We start from the raw sequence: 16,252 nt of genomic DNA, 5'->3' as shown, positions 1-16,252 counted from the left end.
TCGTGTTCCTCCGTAATAAGGAACACAGCACAACGCGTTCGAGTCTCTCAAAAGCTCACGACACGCAGCGTAAAACGCCTGTGGGTTGTGAGGTTAAGCGACTAAGCGTACACGGTGGATGCCCTGGCAGTCAGAGGCGATGAAGGGCGTGCTAATCTGCGATAAGCGCCGGTAAGGTGATATGAACCGCTACAACCGGCGATACCCGAATGGGGAAACCCAGTGTGACTCGTCACACTATCATGCAGTGAATACATAGCTGCATGAGGCGAACCGGGGGAACTGAAACATCTAAGTACCCCGAGGAAAAGAAATCAACCGAGATTCCCCCAGTAGCGGCGAGCGAACGGGGAGGAGCCCAGAACCATCATCAGCTTGTGCATCAGTGGAAGCGTCTGGAAAGTCGCAGGGTACAGGGTGATACTCCCGTACACAAAGGTGCACAGGCTGTGAGTTCGATGAGTAAGGCGGGACACGTGGTATCCTGTCTGAATATGGGGGGACCATCCTCCAAGGCTAAATACTCCTGACTGACCGATAGTGAACCAGTACCGTGAGGGAAAGGCGAAAAGAACCCCGGCGAGGGGAGTGAAACAGAACCTGAAACCGTGTACGTACAAGCAGTGGGAGCCTCTTTATGGGGTGACTGCGTACCTTTTGTATAATGGGTCAGCGACTTATATTCTGTAGCAAGGTTAACCGTATAGGGGAGCCGCAGGGAAACCGAGTCTTAACTGGGCGTTAAGTTGCAGGGTATAGACCCGAAACCCGGTGATCTAGCCATGGGCAGGTTGAAGGTTGGGTAACACTAACTGGAGGACCGAACCGACTAATGTTGAAAAATTAGCGGATGACCTGTGGCTGGGGGTGAAAGGCCAATCAAACCGGGAGATAGCTGGTTCTCCCCGAAAGCTATTTAGGTAGCGCCTCGTGAACTCATCTCCGGGGGTAGAGCACTGTTTCGGCTAGGGGGCCATCCCGGCTTACCAACCCGATGCAAACTGCGAATACCGGAGAATGTTATCACGGGAGACACACGGCGGGTGCTAACGTCCGTCGTGAAGAGGGAAACAACCCAGACCGCCAGCTAAGGTCCCAAAGTCATGGTTAAGTGGGAAACGATGTGGGAAGGCCCAGACAGCCAGGATGTTGGCTTAGAAGCAGCCATCATTTAAAGAAAGCGTAATAGCTCACTGGTCGAGTCGGCCTGCGCGGAAGATGTAACGGGGCTAAACCATGCACCGAAGCTGCGGCAGCGACGCTTATGCGTTGTTGGGTAGGGGAGCGTTCTGTAAGCCGTCGAAGGTGTGCTGTGAGGCATGCTGGAGGTATCAGAAGTGCGAATGCTGACATAAGTAACGATAAACAAGGTGAAAAACCTTGTCGCCGGAAGACCAAGGGTTCCTGTTCAACGTTAATCGGAGCAGGGTGAGTCGACCCCTAAGGCGAGGCCGAAAGGCGTAGTCGATGGGAAACAGGTTAATATTCCTGTACTTGGTGTTACTGCGAAGGGGGGACGGAGAAGGCTATATCGGCCGGGCGACGGTTGTCCCGGTTTAAGCGTGTAGGTGTGTGTTCCAGGCAAATCCGGTTCACTTTACACTGAGGCGTGACGACGAGGCACTACGGTGCTGAAGTGATAAATGCCCTGCTTCCAGGAAAAGCCTCTAAGCATCAGGTAACACAAAATCGTACCCCAAACCGACACAGGTGGTCAGGTAGAGAATACCAAGGCGCTTGAGAGAACTCGGGTGAAGGAACTAGGCAAAATGGTGCCGTAACTTCGGGAGAAGGCACGCTGGCGCGTAGGTGAAGGGACTTGCTCCCGGAGCCGAAGCCAGTCGAAGATACCAGCTGGCTGCAACTGTTTATTAAAAACACAGCACTGTGCAAACACGAAAGTGGACGTATACGGTGTGACGCCTGCCCGGTGCCGGAAGGTTAATTGATGGGGTTATCCGCAAGGAGAAGCTCTTGATCGAAGCCCCGGTAAACGGCGGCCGTAACTATAACGGTCCTAAGGTAGCGAAATTCCTTGTCGGGTAAGTTCCGACCTGCACGAATGGCGTAATGATGGCCAGGCTGTCTCCACCCGAGACTCAGTGAAATTGAAATCGCTGTGAAGATGCAGTGTACCCGCGGCAAGACGGAAAGACCCCGTGAACCTTTACTACAGCTTGACACTGAACACTGAGCCTTGATGTGTAGGATAGGTGGGAGGCTTTGAAGCGTGGACGCCAGTCTGCGTGGAGCCGGCCTTGAAATACCACCCTTTAATGTTTGGTGTTCTAACGTAGGCCCGTAATCCGGGCTGCGGACAGTGTCTGGTGGGTAGTTTGACTGGGGCGGTCTCCTCCCAAAGCGTAACGGAGGAGCACGAAGGTTGGCTAATCCTGGTCGGACATCAGGAGGTTAGTGCAATGGCATAAGCCAGCTTGACTGCGAGAGTGACGGCTCGAGCAGGTGCGAAAGCAGGTCATAGTGATCCGGTGGTTCTGAATGGAAGGGCCATCGCTCAACGGATAAAAGGTACTCCGGGGATAACAGGCTGATACCGCCCAAGAGTTCATATCGACGGCGGTGTTTGGCACCTCGATGTCGGCTCATCACATCCTGGGGCTGAAGTAGGTCCCAAGGGTACGGCTGTTCGCCGTTTAAAGTGGTACGCGAGCTGGGTTTAGAACGTCGTGAGACAGTTCGGTCCCTATCTGCCGTGGGCGCTGGAGAATTGAGGGGGGTTGCTCCTAGTACGAGAGGACCGGAGTGAACGCACCGCTGGTGTCCGGGTTGTCACGCCAGTGGCACTGCCCGGTAGCTAAGTGCGGAAAAGATAAGTGCTGAAAGCATCTAAGCACGAAACTTGCCCCGAGATGAGTTCTCCCTGAGCCTTTAAGGCTCCTGAAGGGACGTTGAAGACGACGACGTTGATAGGCCGGGTGTGTAAGCGCAGCGATGCGTTGAGCTTACCGGTACTAATGACCCGTGAGGCTTAACCTTACAACGCCAGAGGCGTTTTGGTTGAGAGACGACTTGAATTTTCAGCATTGTTTACCGGATAAAGAATTTAGTTCTGTTCTGCGGACGCGAGTCCGAAGGATTTTGCGCTGAGTGCAAGGCGGCAACCGAGACGGGGTGAAGGAGCATACTGAGGTATGTGACTGAGCGGCGCGAGGGAAGCCAACGCGGCAGCAGCGTGAAAGACGCAGGACGGAGCACAAAGAATTTGCCTGGCGGCCTTAGCGCGGTGGTCCCACCTGACCCCATGCCGAACTCAGAAGTGAAACGCCGTAGCGCCGATGGTAGTGTGGGGTCTCCCCATGCGAGAGTAGGGAACTGCCAGGCATCAAATTGAAGGACCTGCACGTAACCTCGGGCAGTTCACTACTCAGTAGAGTAGGACAAAAGCGAACGCTTTTGAACGCTGCGAAGCAGCGGCCCGAAGGGTGAATCACAGCGTGATTCATAAACTGCCAGGCATCAAATTAAGACCAGCACGCTGGTCGTGACCTTACCGGTGACGCGGAAGGGCGATATACCTGATATCAGAACGTTTTTCTGACGTCAGTACAGAATCGGTGGAGCGGTAGTTCAGTTGGTTAGAATACCTGCCTGTCACGCAGGGGGTCGCGGGTTCGAGCCCCGTCCGTTCCGCCACTTAATTGGAAAGCCCTGACTTAACGGTCAGGGCTTTTTCCATTTCTGAGCCAAAATAATTGCCATTACTCCTCCACACGGCAACGTCTCACAGGCTGTAGCGAGCACAGCCCTTCAGGGCTTTATAGAGAGGTGTTGCTGCAAATCGTTTTGCACATGCCAGGGCTGTCTGACCACCCACTCACTGAGAAAATCAATAAAGGCACGCACGCGCTGGGTTACGCCGAGATCGCTGTAATACACGGCGTTAAAGGGCATCTCAACCGGCAAACGCTGATCGGCCATGATCTCCACCAGGCTGCCTTCTTCAATTTCTTTATGCACCATGTAATCTGACAGACAGGCGATACCATTCCCTTCCAGGCAAAGCTGCTTGATGGTCTCTCCGCTATTTGAATCGAGCTCAGAACGAATGCCATAAAGTTCGCCGCCTTCACAGGCCACAGGCCAACGATTAAGGCGCGGTGCATCAATAAAACCAAGACACTGATGATTATCCAGATCGGCCGCCCGCAAAGGTATACCGTGTTTTTTCAAATAGTCGGGAGAGGCAATGAGACGGCGATAGCTAATAAAAAGCAGTCGCGCTCTGAGGCCAGAATCCGTCAGGCTGCCTGCCCGAATTGCCACATCGACTTTTCGCTCAATCAGGTTGATAAAGTTTTCAGAAGAAATCAGCGAAAGCGCGATGTCCGGATAGCGTTCCCGAAAGGACTTTATCATCGGCATGATGAGATGCAATATGACTGGCGTAGCTGCGTCTATCCGCAACAGCCCTTTGGGCACATCACGGCTTTCCATCAACTCGTTTTCCGCCGCGGTCATCACCTGAAGAAAATGTTGGACCTGCTGAAAATAACGTTCCCCTTCCTGCGTTAATGCAAGATTGCGGGTCGTTCGCGTAAGTAAGGCCAGCCCCAGCTTAGTTTCCAGCTTCTTAATCGTGCGGCTTACGGCAGAGTTGGCCATCTCTAACGTCTCGGCAGCCCGGCTGAAGCTTCCACTTTCAACCACGCTCACAAATACTTTCAGTTCTTCAGACGATGCCTTCATGGTGTCTCTTCACGCCAAATAGCCTGTAGGCCGATAGAACTGTTATTAAAGCACAGCACTGACCTGGCCCCTTGGCGCGAAAGGCTTTTTCCTGATAAGACAGATGATAAATTATGCCGCGCTTGAGCAGACCGGCCCACAAGACAGCGTATCAATACAGCCCGTTATGATTAAAATAAACAGAGTGGGTTTGGAACAATCGGCAGCATCCATTGAAACCGCGTACTAAAATCCCTATAACAGATAAGTCATACGACTTTTTGAACGATTAGCCAGGCGGGAAAGTGCGCAAAAAAACCTACGCGATGAGATATGTAGCCGGACAGCCAGCGGAGAGGATCTTTCCCCCGGGTGCAATGTTTCATCTCGGCCAGGCGCTGCCTCCCGGCGCGCCGCTCCCCGCTCACCCCAATCTTAAAGTGCTGGTATGGAATATCTTTAAACAGCAGCGTGCCGACTGGATGTCCGTATTGGAAGGCTTTGGTAAAGATGCGCATCTGGTTCTGCTCCAGGAAGCGCAAACCACGCCAGAGCTTATCCGGTTTGCGACCAGCAACTATCTGGCGGCCGATCAGGTTCCGGCATTCGTGTTGCCTCAGCATCCCTCTGGCGTGATGACACTGGCTTCCGCTCACCCAGTCTACTGTTGCCCTTTGCGCGAGCGAGAGCCGCTTCTGAGGCTCTCTAAATCGGCTTTAGTCACGGCCTATCCGTTACCCACGGGTGAAACGCTTATGGTAGTCAACATTCATGCCGTAAACTTTAGTCTGGGCGTGGATGTCTACAGTAAACAACTTGGGCCTATTGGCGAACAGATCGTTCACCACCGTGGTCCGGTTATCATGGCTGGCGATTTCAATGCGTGGAGTCGTCAACGGATTAACGCGCTTTACCGGTTTGCTCATCAGATGCAGCTGGAAGAAGTGATGTTCACCGCGGATCATCGACGTAAAGCCTTTGGCCGGCCGTTAGATTTCGTCTTCTATCGCGATATGCACGTTAGTGAGGCGTCAGTGCTGGTGACGCGCGCATCCGATCATAATCCCTTACTGGTCGAATTTAACGCCAGTCGGTGAGGAGAATCGCGGAGAGGCGTTCTGTCAGGAGGAGAGGGCGAAACGCCGGGAGATCATGCAAAGTGCAGAAGAATCGAATAAGAAAAAAGGCTGACATTTGTCAGCCTTTTCAACGTATCAGGTATCTGGCGTTGCGTTATTCTTAACAAACAACGTTAGCTCATCGCCAGGCTGAATATCTTTTGCATTACTCACAACACTGTTCCAGCGCATCACGTCTTTAATATTCACGCCGTGACGACGGGCGATACTGTCAAGAGAATCACCCTTACGAACACGATAGGTGATGCTGTTGCCATTATCCGCCAGGCTCGTGCCGCTCGATCCGACAGTCAGTATCTGACCCGGACGAATGCTGGCACTGCGCAGGTTATTTTGCTGCTTCAGTGTTGCAACGCTGACGCCTAACTTATTGGCAATGCCCGACAGGGTATCGCCGCTTCGCACTTTGTAGCCACCATCATTACTGGCCTTCGCCAGTTGGGTGGGCTGCACTGCAGAGATATCACCGGAAGCCAGTGAATCCCGCAACTGTGCGACGTTAGCTTTCGGCACCATAATGTAGTGTGGCCCGTTAGGTGCTGTCGCACCGCCTTTATACCCGGTATTGAAGCTCTTCAACTTAGTGAGCGACATACCGGCCATTTCAGCGGCTTGCGTCAGTTTTATCTGCTGACCCACTTCAACACGTGCCAGTGCGCGGTTTTCGTTAGGTGTCGGCAGTTTGATGCCGTAACGCTTGTTGTTCTTAAGCAACTCGCTCAAGGCCAACATTTTTGGAACATAAACCGTCGTTTCACGTGGAAGCGAAAGATGCCAGAAGTCGGTAGGCTTACCGCGTGCCTTGTTCTGCTTGATCGCTTTGAGCACACGTCCTTCGCCACTGTTGTAGGCCGCAACTGTCAGAAGCCAGTCACCACCGAACATGGTATTTAGACGCTGCATCATATCCAGCGCTACTTTGGTTGAAGCGACAACATCGCGACGACCATCGTAGTAACGGTTTTGTTTTAAACCATAGTTTCGACCCGTACTGCCAACAATCTGCCAGATGCCAGCGGCATTTGCAGATGACGTTGCGTGAGGATCAAAAGCGCTCTCCACTATGGGTAGCAGTACTAGTTCCATCGGCATCTTACGTTTCTTAATCTGCTCGACTATCCAGTACATGTACGGCTCTGCCCGTAATGTTACATCGTGGAGATAGCTCTTATTTTTTAAAAACTTTAATTTCTGTTCGCGGATCCGGGGGTTTTCCGGAATCCCCATCTTCAACTCGTCACTAATGAAACTCCAGAGATCACTATCTTCTGCGAGGCCAGTTCCATCTTCCTGCCATCGCGGCGATAAAAGTCGATCACCGTACTTTCCATTTTCACTTTGACCAGCTGAAGACAGACTCTGTGCATGCTGTTCGGGGATATTGGCGTCATTCCGTGATGCCTGACATCCTACCAGCAAGACCGAGGCGAGTAATATCGCTTTAGCCTTCATGTGTGTGTCAATAGTTCGCTTAAAAGACGAGCAACTATACGTGACGGTCCTTCACAACACAACCTGAAAAATCAAAAACGGTCTTTCTTCTCGCGTAGAACGGCAAATGTCTTCCATACAGGCTCTACCTCTGAATCAACGCTCAAAGCATGTTGTAAATCAGGATCTTGCGTTCTGAGAAATAAATTTATCACACGCTCGTGAGCCAGTTTTGTAGGTAAAGTAATGCGATTTTCGGCCCGTAAGTCCTTAATTTTATGGTATTCAGCCGTTATTTGCGGATCGTGGGGTAAAATTGCAGCAGCAAACTTCAGATTGGATAAAGTGTATTCATGTGCACAGCACACCAGGGTATCCTCTGGGAGTTGGTTAAGCTTCTGAAAAGATTCAAACATTTGCTCTGGCGTACCTTCAAATAATCTACCGCAGCCGCCCGAAAACAGAGTGTCACCGCAGAAAAGATAAGGCGAACTGTAATATGAGATATGTCCTAAAGTGTGTCCTGGCGTAGCGATAACCTCGAAAGACAGACCCAGAACGTTGAATTTATCCCCTTCGCTGACCCGAATGGTTGCACCTTTGTCCGCTGTTTCTTGCGGACCATAAACGGCAATGTCAGGAAAATGTTCGCATAGGGTTTTAACACCGCCTGTGTGGTCATTATGATGATGGGTTAACAAAATCGCTTCAGGCTGCCAGCCGTTAGCTTTGATCTTCTCCAGTACCGGCTGAGCTTCACCGGGATCGACAATCAGGCATTTTCCGTTGTCATCTGTTAACGTCCAGATGTAGTTATCTTGTAATGCAGGAATACTGGTAAGATTCATAGATACCTCTCGCTGGCCGTATAAAAAGGAAAATGGTAAAGCATGAAGCCCGCTAAAACACGCCAAATCCTGAACGCGCCACGCTCATGGCACGATATGCCCTGGGGCGTCTATTTCCGCGATGCGCTTACACAGCAGCTTCAGCCTTACCTGGGAAAGCTGTACGGCTTTCATATGCTTAAGCTTGGCAACCTCAGCGCAGAAATCAATACAGAAAATTGTGCTATCTCACATCAGGTCAGTGTAGGCACTGAAGGGGAACAGCTACAGGTGCTGGCAAATCCGGCACAGCTGCCGTTTGAATCGAAGTCTGTTGATGCCTGTTTACTGGCCCACACGTTATCCTGGAGTCAGGATCCGCACCGGATATTGCGCGAGGTTGATCGCGTTCTGATCGATGACGGCTGGATGATCATCAGTGGCTTTAATCCGTTCAGTCTGCTGGGCATCAGTAAGATGGTGCCGGGCATCCAGCGTAAAGCGCCCTGGAGCAGCCGGATGTTTAGTCAGATGCGATTACTGGACTGGCTGGGCTTACTGAATTACGAAGTGGTTTACCGCACGCGTTTCCAGGTGCTGCCCTGGCATCGGCAGGGGGGGAAAATGATCAGCGCCCATCTTCCCGCGTTAGGTTGCCTGAACATTGTTGTGGCGCGTAAACGAAGTTTTCCCCTTACGCCCACCAAGGCGCGGATGAGCCTGAGCAAAAGACAATTGCCCCAGACGGTCAACGCGACGCGCCAGTTCCGACACGTCAAAGATCAGGATTCTGGCTGATAGCCAATATCATCAAAGGCCGGGTTGTTCGCTGCGCTGCGCGCCAGTTCATCACAACGTTCGTTTTCGGGATGGCCGGCATGACCTTTAACCCATTCCCACTGAATCTGGTGTGTGCTGAGCGCGATATCCAGCCGTTGCCACAAATCGACGTTCTTAACCGGCTTCTTCTCAGCCGTTTTCCAGCCACGCTTTTTCCAGTTGTGTATCCATTGTGTAATACCCTGGCGCACATACTGACTGTCGGTACTTAACACCACATCGCAGGGTTGCGTCAGGGCTTCCAGTGACACGATGGCCGCCATTAACTCCATGCGATTATTGGTCGTCAGGCGATAACCCGCACTGAAGGTTTTTTCATGCTGCCCGTAACGCAAAATTGCGCCATAACCACCGGGGCCCGGGTTGCCGAGACAAGATCCATCGGTGAAAATCTCTACCTGTTTACGCATCTCTGGTAGACTTCCTTCTGACAAAACGCCAAGTCTGACATAAAACGAGGCCTATGAGCACTGCAAATAACCGTCAAATTGTTCTCGATACTGAAACCACCGGTATGAATATGATCGGGGTACATTATGAAGGTCACCGCATCATTGAGATTGGTGCCGTCGAAGTCATTAACCGCCGCCTGACGGGCAATAACTTCCATATGTATCTCAAGCCCGACAGGCTGGTGGATCCTGAAGCGTTTGGCGTTCACGGTATCGCCGATGAATTCCTGCTGGATAAGCCGACCTTCAGCGATATTGCCGATGAGTTTCTCGATTACATCCGCGGTGCGGAGTTGGTGATTCATAACGCGTCGTTTGATATCGGCTTTATGGATTACGAATTCGGTAAACTGCAGCGCGGTATTGAGAAAACCGAAACCTTCTGCAAGATTACCGACAGCCTGGCAATGGCGCGCCGCATGTTTCCCGGCAAGCGCAACAGCCTTGATGCGCTGTGCTCACGTTACGAAATAGATAACAGCAAGCGTACGTTGCACGGCGCACTGCTGGATGCCGAGATACTGGCCGAAGTTTTCTTAACGATGACCGGCGGGCAAACTTCGCTGTCATTCTCATCGGAAGAGGAACGAGCACGTCAGCAGCAGAGCGAAGGTATTCAGCGTATTGCTCGCCCCAACTCGGGATTGCGTGTGGTTACCGCCAGCGATGAGGAAGTTAACCAGCATGAGTCCCGGTTAGATCTCATTATGAAGAAGGGCGGCAGCTGTCTGTGGCGCGCCTGAGTCGCAAAGATTTGTGTGTAAAATCAACATTGGGGCGAAAATAGCAGCAAACAGAATGTTGCACGGGGAAAAGCGTTGACGCGTACTCATGTTGTGATTAATATGCGCCTCGTTCCCGACGGGGAACAAAGCGCGGAGCGGTAGTTCAGTTGGTTAGAATACCTGCCTGTCACGCAGGGGGTCGCGGGTTCGAGCCCCGTCCGTTCCGCCAAATTTCGACGCCATGCTGGTTATCAGCATGGCGTTTTTGCTTTTCTAGCGTCGAAAACTCCGAAACAATTTCCTTTCATTCAGGCAACCAAAGTATTAATGCTGCCAAAGAAAAACGTTGTCTCACGCCAGCACGATTAACACCTTCGCACCACTAAATCATTAACTGCAAACGGTTGAACGCCCGATTCCAGTCATGACTGAAATCATCAATGGCATGTTTTGCCAGAGGGGAGTTAAACATTTCGCACATCACATCGACAGGTAAGGTGACAGCCGCCGCGCCAGAGAGCAGGCAGTCCGCTACCTGCGTCGTGTTTTTAAAGCTGGCTGCTAATATCTTGCACTCCATCTTATGCAGTTGAATAAATTGCTGCATATCTGAAACGGCCTGCTTTGCATTGATATTATTATTTTCCATACGGTTGAAATAGGGCGCAATATAATCAGCGCCAGCAAAGGCCGCCAACATCGCCTGTGAGGTAGAGTAAATCGCCGTGCCTAAAGTAGGAATGTTACGTTGTTTCAACTGGGTAATCGCGGCGAGTCCGGCCCGGTCGACGGGGATTTTCACGACCATATTGGCGCACAGCTCATGGAGGTACTGCGCCTCGCGAATAATCGTTGGTGTATCCTTTGCCAGAACCTGAGCAAAGATAAGCTTCTCGTTCCCTAAAATCGTGCGTAGCTCGCTGATTAACTTCGTCAGTTCGACGCCAGATTTGGCGACGAGCGAAGGGTTGGTGGTCACGCCATTAACGGGTAAAACGTTGACCAGATCGTGAATAGCTAACGTATCTGCACTATCGATATACAATTCCATATTCCCTCCCAGGTGGCTGATAGATTAAAAACGGGCTAAATAAATGTTATTTATGCAAATCATAGAGATTGATGGCTCCAACTAAGTGACCCTGTTGATTGACGACTGGCGCCGCGCTAATGCGTCGGTCATATAATTTATGCGTAGCGGCCGCAACGCTAAGGTGTTCGGCCAGTTTGTAGCCGGGGCGCGTCAGGAGAGGATCAAGCCGATCGTCCAGCTTTTTACCAGCTAACAGCGCGCGGCGCAGATCGCCGTCAGTAAAAATACCCTCGATATCGTTGTCGTCATCACAGGCAATCACAATCCCCATACCGGTACGGGTCAGTTCTTCCATGGCATCTAACACGGAGGCGTTTTTATTTACGCGAGGAATGCGTTCGCCTTTTCGCATACATTGCGCAACCGAATTAAGCAGGCCAGCGCCCAGGCTGCCTCCGGGATGGGAGCGGGCAAATTGCTCCTCATTAAAATTACGTGAACGCATCAGCGCCATTGCCAAAGCGTCACCCAATAACAGGGTATTCACGGCGCTCGACGTGGGCGCAAGCCCCATCGGGCAGGCTTCCCGATTAACAGCAAGATGCAGTACGTGGTTGGCCTGCTGGGCCAGAAAGGAGTGGGCGACATTAGTGATCGCAATAATGGGAACGTTGAGCGCCTTAAGGGCAGGAACAATAATCTGTAATTCAGCCGCGCTGCCGGAATTCGAGATAAAAATAAACACGTCCTGCGAAGTGATCATGCCCAGATCGCCATGCAAGGCCTCAGCAGGATGCACAAAAAAAGCGGGAGTGCCGGTACTGGCCAGCGAAGCGGCGATTTTTTTTCCAATATGGCCAGATTTACCGATGCCAGAAACAATCGTTTTGCCCTGACATTGCAGAATTAATTCACACGCATTGATAAACGCGTCATCTAAGCTGTTAAACAGATTCTGAGCCTCGGCAATTTCAAGCGACAGGGCCTCTCTGGCATACTCGAGCAGCACCTCTTTATTCTTCATCCTCCCCTCCTGCGACAATGACGTTGATTTTTTTGTCCACGAGTCGCTGAAGGTAATGAGGCGTAATACCGGCATCCGTGATAATGGTATCCACCTTATCCAGACTACACACAACATTTGGGCTTTTACGACCAAACTTGGATGAATCAGCAAGAACAATAATCCTGTCAGCCGCCGCGCACATCGACGTGCTGACGGCATGAACTTCGTTAAAGGTGGTGATCCCCATATCCAAATCAATACCATCGGCGCCAATAAATAACTTATCGAAGTTAAAAGAGCGAAAGGCTGACTCGGCAAGTCCGCCATGAAATGAGGCGGACTTTTTTCGTAACGTTCCGCCGGGCATTAAAATGGTCTGATCGCCATCTAATTCCATTAACGCATTCACAATGTGCAGGCTGTTTGTCATGACGGTAATGTTATTGAAGGGTTTGAGATGCCTGACCATTTGAAGCACAGTGCTGCCAGTATCCAGGATTAGCGAATCACCATCGTTAACCAGTTGTATGGCCGATTCAGCAATGTGCCTTTTTCTGTCACTGTTGATATGCGTTTTATGGTCGATAGGTTGATCGCCTTCTTCATGGCTCAGAATGACGCCACCGTGAATACGAATCACCTCGCTGCGCTTTTCCATTTCGGTCAGATCTTTGCGAATCGTCGTGCCTGTTGCTTTGAAATAGTCGATCAGATCGCCAATGGTGGTTTTGCCATTTTTTTGGAGATAGGCAAGGATAGCTTCCTGTCTTTGTTGCGGTTTCATCAGTAACGCCTTATCTGAAAGGGGTTTTGTCAAAATTAAAGCAGCGCTAAAATTTTCATCCTGCTTTCAATTTAACACATCACTCTTTCATTGATATGGCGGAAAGTAAGGCTTTTTGACACGTTTCACGTTCGGGAAAAATTTTTTTCGCATCGATATCATCAAGATAACAGTCGGTTAACAAAGGCAAAGCATGTGGACGCGCAAAAACGGTGAAGCCTTTCATAATGACAGCCGCCAGGATTCGTCCTTCGGGATTGACCGCGACTGCGATAATTACGCGGGGTTTAACGTTGAAGCGGTTTGAAGCCGATCGCCCGATGCCAACCCGACCTTGCTGAAATAACCCCTCCAGCATATGGTTAAAGCGTCGTAACTGATACCAGCCAAACAACGAATGGGCCAGCCATGCCAACAGTGCTACAGCAATTATCCCGCTACTCATCTTCGTCTCCTGAGCAAGGCCAACATACCAGGCCAGCGATATTGAAGGGGGCAATCAGAACATCACCTGGCCGCCCGTGATATTGATAGACTGCCCGGTGCAATATGAGGCCTTGTCACTTGCATAAAACAACAAGACGTTCAGCACATCCTGGTATTCACAACCGCGCTTGAGTGGCACTTTTGCAATATAGCTGGCTTCAACTTCCTCGGGCGAGATGCCCAGTTTTTTTGCATACTGAGGAAGCAGAGACTGAAACATCGGCGATTTGAGCAAATTACCCAGCATCAGCGAATGTACTCTGATGCCATAATCCGCTAAATCGAGGGCCAGTGACTGTGTTAATCCCACGCCGCCAAATTTAGCCGCGCTGTAGCCCGAATTATGTTTACTGCCTGTTTTGCCCGACTTCGAATTGATCTGAATAATGCGGCCCGGAATATTATCGCGAATCATCAGTCGGGAAAATTCACGTGCACAGAGAAAATACCCAACCAGATTGACCTGCAAAGATATTTCAAAATCTTTTAAGGCGAAATCAGTGACAAAGGACGCTTTTGCCATGCCGGCACTGTAAATCATCACATTGACCTGTTTAAAGACCTTATCGATATTGCCAGCAAGCGCAATAACACTCGCCTCATCTGTTGCATCAACCTCAAAACCCACGGCCCGATCGGCGCCATATTCGGCGTTAATTTCTGAGGCGACCTTTCGGGCGTTTTCCCCTTTCAAATCCGCGACGGCAACGCGGTAACCTGCTTCGGCCAGCCCTTTTGCCAGAAATGCCCCCAGCGTTTGCCCACCACCGATAACCACAGCAACTTCAGACATAACTCGCTCCTATGCAAAGAGTTTTACGGATGTTTCAGTCGTAATTCTGTCGGGCGCTTTTCCACTAACATGGATTGAACCAGGCAGTTGCGCGGTTGGCTGCCCGTCGAAAACAACGGTGATATGGCCCAGTTCGCGCAAGTTTTCGATCGCGACCTCACCGATGGCCGTCACGGCATAACACCGTTCTCCCAGCTGCAGGGTTGAACCCGTGACAGGATGCCCCGTCAGCGTGCCATGCTGGTGGATAAAGCAATAATCCTGAATATCGGCGGGTGCGCCTTCCCGAAATAAAATCATCATGTTTTCAAGCAGCGCATCGTGGGCGTTTATGCCCACTTTGATTATTTCGGTTTCAAAGTGCGTCATGACTTTTCTCCAGAAGGGGGCGTTTAGTGATAAATAAAGGCAGAGACTGCCCAGGCAATCAGCACGGTAGGGGCACCGGTCAGGAAGCGGCCGACCAGAACGGAAGGAACCCCCACGCGCACGGTGTCCTGTTTCGCCTCCGCCAGCGATAAACCCACAGGAATAAAATCTGCAGCGGCTTGTGCATTGATGGCAAACAGGGCTGGCAGGGCAAGATGGGGCGGAATATGACCCAGTCCGATTTGAACGCCAATGAGTACACCAATAACCTGGGCTATCACGGCGCCCGGCCCCAAGAACGGCGACAGGAGCGGAAAGGAACAGATTAAGGCCAGCGTGATTAAGCCAAGAGGATTGGTGGCGAGTGGCGTCAGCCCGTGGGCAATCATGTCGCCCAAACCTGAGGCCATGATGATGCCAATGATGGCCGCCACAAATGCCATAAAAGGGAGGATGGTCTTGAGTACGGTATCAATGGTATCCCGCCCGGCCTGGAAAAATTCGGCAACGACGGTCCCCATGCCTGTGCCAATTTTTGCCAGTAAACCGTCGCTTTGCTCGGTAATTTTTTTACTCGAGTCATAATCTTTCCCCGCGCCAGCGCCACGGGGCGCGGGGGCAGCACGTTTTTCGTCATGGGTGTGAATGACGTCTTTACTGCCGTGATCCTCGCGATTGACGATGCTGATATTCTCAGGCTTAACGCCAGAGACATAAATGTCTTCCAGGATATATTGTGCCAGCGGTCCGGACTTTCCTGTCGCATGGATATTCACGGTGGGGATACCGCGTTTGGGATAAAGACCACAACGCAGCGTGCCACCACAATCGATGATGGCCAGACCAATTTCATCGGCTGGCGGTTCCCCTTGTTTGAAACCATCTACGGCTTCCCAATGGGTGATTTCACTGATCCTGTCCACGATTGACGGTCGGGCGCCGGCGGTGATGTAAACAATTTTTTTCCCGGGTGTTATATCAAGTTGTAAAGGGCCGCCCCAACCGCTGCTTCCTTTTTCGATACGGATTTGTGTCGTCATTTTATTTTCCGCCTTTATTAGAGCTGAACGTTTTTATCGAGTTTGATGCCCATCTTTTTTTCAAACAGGCTGGTGGTGAGATCGGTAATCCAGCCGCGAAAAAAGTTAGTAAAAAGCCCAACCAGAAAATAGCTGACAGCAAGAGGGCCCAGGGGTAAGCCCAGGGTTGTCAGGCCACTGGCAACCCCTAAATAAACGAAGAGTTCACCCGGATTCACGTGCGGAAATAACCCATTCATTGAATGGCAACTGTATGACGAGGCCGCGTAATATCCTGGCTTATATTTCTCGGGCATAAATCGCCCCAGGCTGAGTGTCATCGGGTTACAAAAAACAAAGGTGCCAATAAGCGGTAAAAGCAAATAGCGTGATACAGGATTGCCCGCACATTTCTGTGCCAGTCGTTCAATTCGATGTTGCCCTACGAATCGTATTAACGCGTTCATTACGACTAATAAACTAATTAACAAAGGTAAAATTCCTGTCACCATGCCGACAAAAACTTCACCTCCTTTCTGGAACAGTCCAATAAACCATTCCGCACCAAAGGTGATTGCATCAATCATGTGCCGCTCCTTTTAAGGTTGCCCGGATTTTCACGTTGGTTAGGTCTTAACACGCAGAAAATATAGTCGTTTAAA

Annotated in this window: 15 protein-coding genes, 2 tRNA genes and 2 rRNA genes; 7 read left to right on the top strand and 12 right to left on the bottom strand. The window is 51.0% G+C overall.

What is annotated here, in order from left to right:
* Positions 1–91: 91 nt before the first annotated feature.
* From P9J57_RS16455 to P9J57_RS16445, 3 genes are all read left to right on the top strand, one after another.
* A 23S ribosomal RNA gene (locus tag P9J57_RS16455) occupies positions 92–2,997 on the top strand.
* A gap of 229 nt (positions 2,998–3,226) precedes the next feature.
* Positions 3,227–3,342, top strand: a 5S ribosomal RNA gene (gene rrf / locus P9J57_RS16450).
* A 235-nt stretch (positions 3,343–3,577) separates the two neighbouring features.
* Positions 3,578–3,654: transfer RNA gene (locus P9J57_RS16445), tRNA-Asp, on the top strand.
* Positions 3,655–3,768: 114 nt separating this feature from the next.
* On the opposite strand, the gene yafC is transcribed toward P9J57_RS16445, so the two are convergent.
* On the bottom strand, positions 3,769–4,707 hold the full coding sequence (yafC, locus tag P9J57_RS16440; RefSeq protein WP_014592977.1) for a DNA-binding transcriptional regulator YafC: 939 nt from the start codon (positions 4,705–4,707) through the stop codon (positions 3,769–3,771).
* Between the two features lie 284 nt (positions 4,708–4,991).
* Here yafC and P9J57_RS16435 point away from each other — a divergent pair, with 284 nt between their 5' ends.
* Positions 4,992–5,783, top strand: coding sequence for an endonuclease/exonuclease/phosphatase family protein (locus P9J57_RS16435; RefSeq protein WP_014606543.1), 792 nt, complete (start codon positions 4,992–4,994; stop codon positions 5,781–5,783).
* A gap of 117 nt (positions 5,784–5,900) precedes the next feature.
* Here the strand turns inward: P9J57_RS16435 and mltD are convergent, their stop codons facing one another.
* Both mltD and gloB read right to left on the bottom strand, forming a co-directional pair.
* Positions 5,901–7,277 carry a murein transglycosylase D gene (gene mltD, locus P9J57_RS16430; RefSeq protein WP_013024718.1) on the bottom strand — a complete coding sequence of 459 codons (1,377 nt, stop codon included), beginning with the start codon at positions 7,275–7,277 and terminating at the stop codon, positions 5,901–5,903.
* A 71-nt stretch (positions 7,278–7,348) separates the two neighbouring features.
* Entirely contained in the window at positions 7,349–8,104 is a 756-nt protein-coding gene (gloB, locus tag P9J57_RS16425; protein WP_014606541.1) for a hydroxyacylglutathione hydrolase, read from the bottom strand.
* Positions 8,105–8,146: 42 nt separating this feature from the next.
* On the opposite strand from gloB, the gene P9J57_RS16420 reads away from it, so the two are divergent.
* A complete protein-coding gene (locus tag P9J57_RS16420) occupies positions 8,147–8,881 on the top strand; it encodes a class I SAM-dependent methyltransferase (protein WP_013024720.1) in 735 nt (244 codons plus the stop codon).
* Here the strand turns inward: P9J57_RS16420 and rnhA are convergent.
* Positions 8,866–9,333 (bottom strand): ribonuclease HI, encoded by a 468-nt coding sequence (gene rnhA, locus P9J57_RS16415; protein WP_014592981.1) that lies wholly within the window; start codon positions 9,331–9,333, stop codon positions 8,866–8,868. The two genes, P9J57_RS16420 and rnhA, sit on opposite strands and share 16 nt — an antisense overlap.
* Positions 9,334–9,386: 53 nt before the next feature.
* On the opposite strand from rnhA, the gene dnaQ reads away from it, so the two are divergent.
* Complete coding sequence (gene dnaQ, locus P9J57_RS16410; protein ID WP_110286391.1) at positions 9,387–10,118, top strand: DNA polymerase III subunit epsilon; 732 nt, start codon at positions 9,387–9,389, stop codon at positions 10,116–10,118.
* A 134-nt stretch (positions 10,119–10,252) separates the two neighbouring features.
* A tRNA-Asp gene (locus P9J57_RS16405) sits at positions 10,253–10,329 on the top strand.
* 153 nt (positions 10,330–10,482) lie between these two features.
* On the opposite strand, the gene P9J57_RS16400 is transcribed toward P9J57_RS16405, so the two are convergent.
* The 8 genes from P9J57_RS16400 to srlA form a co-directional block, all read right to left on the bottom strand.
* On the bottom strand, positions 10,483–11,151 hold the full coding sequence (locus tag P9J57_RS16400; RefSeq protein WP_013024723.1) for a transaldolase family protein: 669 nt from the start codon (positions 11,149–11,151) through the stop codon (positions 10,483–10,485).
* A gap of 46 nt (positions 11,152–11,197) precedes the next feature.
* Positions 11,198–12,157, bottom strand: coding sequence for a KpsF/GutQ family sugar-phosphate isomerase (locus tag P9J57_RS16395; RefSeq protein ID WP_423461164.1), 960 nt, complete (start codon positions 12,155–12,157; stop codon positions 11,198–11,200).
* Positions 12,147–12,923, bottom strand: coding sequence for a glucitol operon DNA-binding transcriptional repressor SrlR (gene srlR / locus P9J57_RS16390; RefSeq protein WP_014606536.1), 777 nt, complete (start codon positions 12,921–12,923; stop codon positions 12,147–12,149). Before srlR ends, P9J57_RS16395 begins: the two co-directional genes overlap by 11 nt.
* Before the next feature lie 79 nt (positions 12,924–13,002).
* Positions 13,003–13,368 carry a transcriptional regulator GutM gene (locus P9J57_RS16385; RefSeq protein WP_015700912.1) on the bottom strand — a complete coding sequence of 122 codons (366 nt, stop codon included), beginning with the start codon at positions 13,366–13,368 and terminating at the stop codon, positions 13,003–13,005.
* 54 nt (positions 13,369–13,422) lie between these two features.
* Positions 13,423–14,202 (bottom strand): sorbitol-6-phosphate dehydrogenase, encoded by a 780-nt coding sequence (srlD, locus tag P9J57_RS16380; protein WP_014606534.1) that lies wholly within the window; start codon positions 14,200–14,202, stop codon positions 13,423–13,425.
* Positions 14,203–14,211: 9 nt separating this feature from the next.
* Complete coding sequence (locus P9J57_RS16375) at positions 14,212–14,571, bottom strand: PTS glucitol/sorbitol transporter subunit IIA (protein ID WP_014606533.1); 360 nt, start codon at positions 14,569–14,571, stop codon at positions 14,212–14,214.
* Positions 14,572–14,594: 23 nt separating this feature from the next.
* Positions 14,595–15,611 (bottom strand): PTS glucitol/sorbitol transporter subunit IIB, encoded by a 1,017-nt coding sequence (gene srlE / locus P9J57_RS16370; RefSeq protein ID WP_015700910.1) that lies wholly within the window; start codon positions 15,609–15,611, stop codon positions 14,595–14,597.
* Positions 15,612–15,628: 17 nt separating this feature from the next.
* Complete coding sequence (gene srlA, locus P9J57_RS16365; RefSeq protein ID WP_013024730.1) at positions 15,629–16,177, bottom strand: PTS glucitol/sorbitol transporter subunit IIC; 549 nt, start codon at positions 16,175–16,177, stop codon at positions 15,629–15,631.
* Between the last annotated feature and the right edge of the window lie 75 nt (positions 16,178–16,252).

It is taken from the genome of Pantoea sp. nfd-35, assembly GCF_056892255.1.
The sequence above is the reverse complement of the archived record's forward strand: the minus strand, read 5'-3'. Positions and strand labels throughout refer to the sequence as shown.

Bases quoted from the DNA above. Each gene is read 5' to 3' on its own strand.
- srlR (WP_014606536.1), bottom strand. From the start codon at position 12,923: ATGAAACCGCAACAAAGACAGGAAGCTATCCTTGCCTATCTCCAAAAA.
- gloB (WP_014606541.1), bottom strand. From the start codon at position 8,104: ATGAATCTTACCAGTATTCCTGCATTACAAGATAACTACATCTGGACG.
- P9J57_RS16420 (WP_013024720.1), top strand. From the start codon at position 8,147: ATGAAGCCCGCTAAAACACGCCAAATCCTGAACGCGCCACGCTCATGG.
- srlA (WP_013024730.1), bottom strand. From the start codon at position 16,177: ATGATTGATGCAATCACCTTTGGTGCGGAATGGTTTATTGGACTGTTC.
- yafC (WP_014592977.1), bottom strand. From the start codon at position 4,707: ATGAAGGCATCGTCTGAAGAACTGAAAGTATTTGTGAGCGTGGTTGAA.
- srlE (WP_015700910.1), bottom strand. From the start codon at position 15,611: ATGACGACACAAATCCGTATCGAAAAAGGAAGCAGCGGTTGGGGCGGC.
- srlD (WP_014606534.1), bottom strand. From the start codon at position 14,202: ATGTCTGAAGTTGCTGTGGTTATCGGTGGTGGGCAAACGCTGGGGGCA.
- P9J57_RS16385 (WP_015700912.1), bottom strand. From the start codon at position 13,368: ATGAGTAGCGGGATAATTGCTGTAGCACTGTTGGCATGGCTGGCCCAT.
- mltD (WP_013024718.1), bottom strand. From the start codon at position 7,277: ATGAAGGCTAAAGCGATATTACTCGCCTCGGTCTTGCTGGTAGGATGT.
- rnhA (WP_014592981.1), bottom strand. From the start codon at position 9,333: ATGCGTAAACAGGTAGAGATTTTCACCGATGGATCTTGTCTCGGCAAC.
- P9J57_RS16395 (WP_423461164.1), bottom strand. From the start codon at position 12,157: ATGAAGAATAAAGAGGTGCTGCTCGAGTATGCCAGAGAGGCCCTGTCG.
- dnaQ (WP_110286391.1), top strand. From the start codon at position 9,387: ATGAGCACTGCAAATAACCGTCAAATTGTTCTCGATACTGAAACCACC.
- P9J57_RS16400 (WP_013024723.1), bottom strand. From the start codon at position 11,151: ATGGAATTGTATATCGATAGTGCAGATACGTTAGCTATTCACGATCTG.
- P9J57_RS16375 (WP_014606533.1), bottom strand. From the start codon at position 14,571: ATGACGCACTTTGAAACCGAAATAATCAAAGTGGGCATAAACGCCCAC.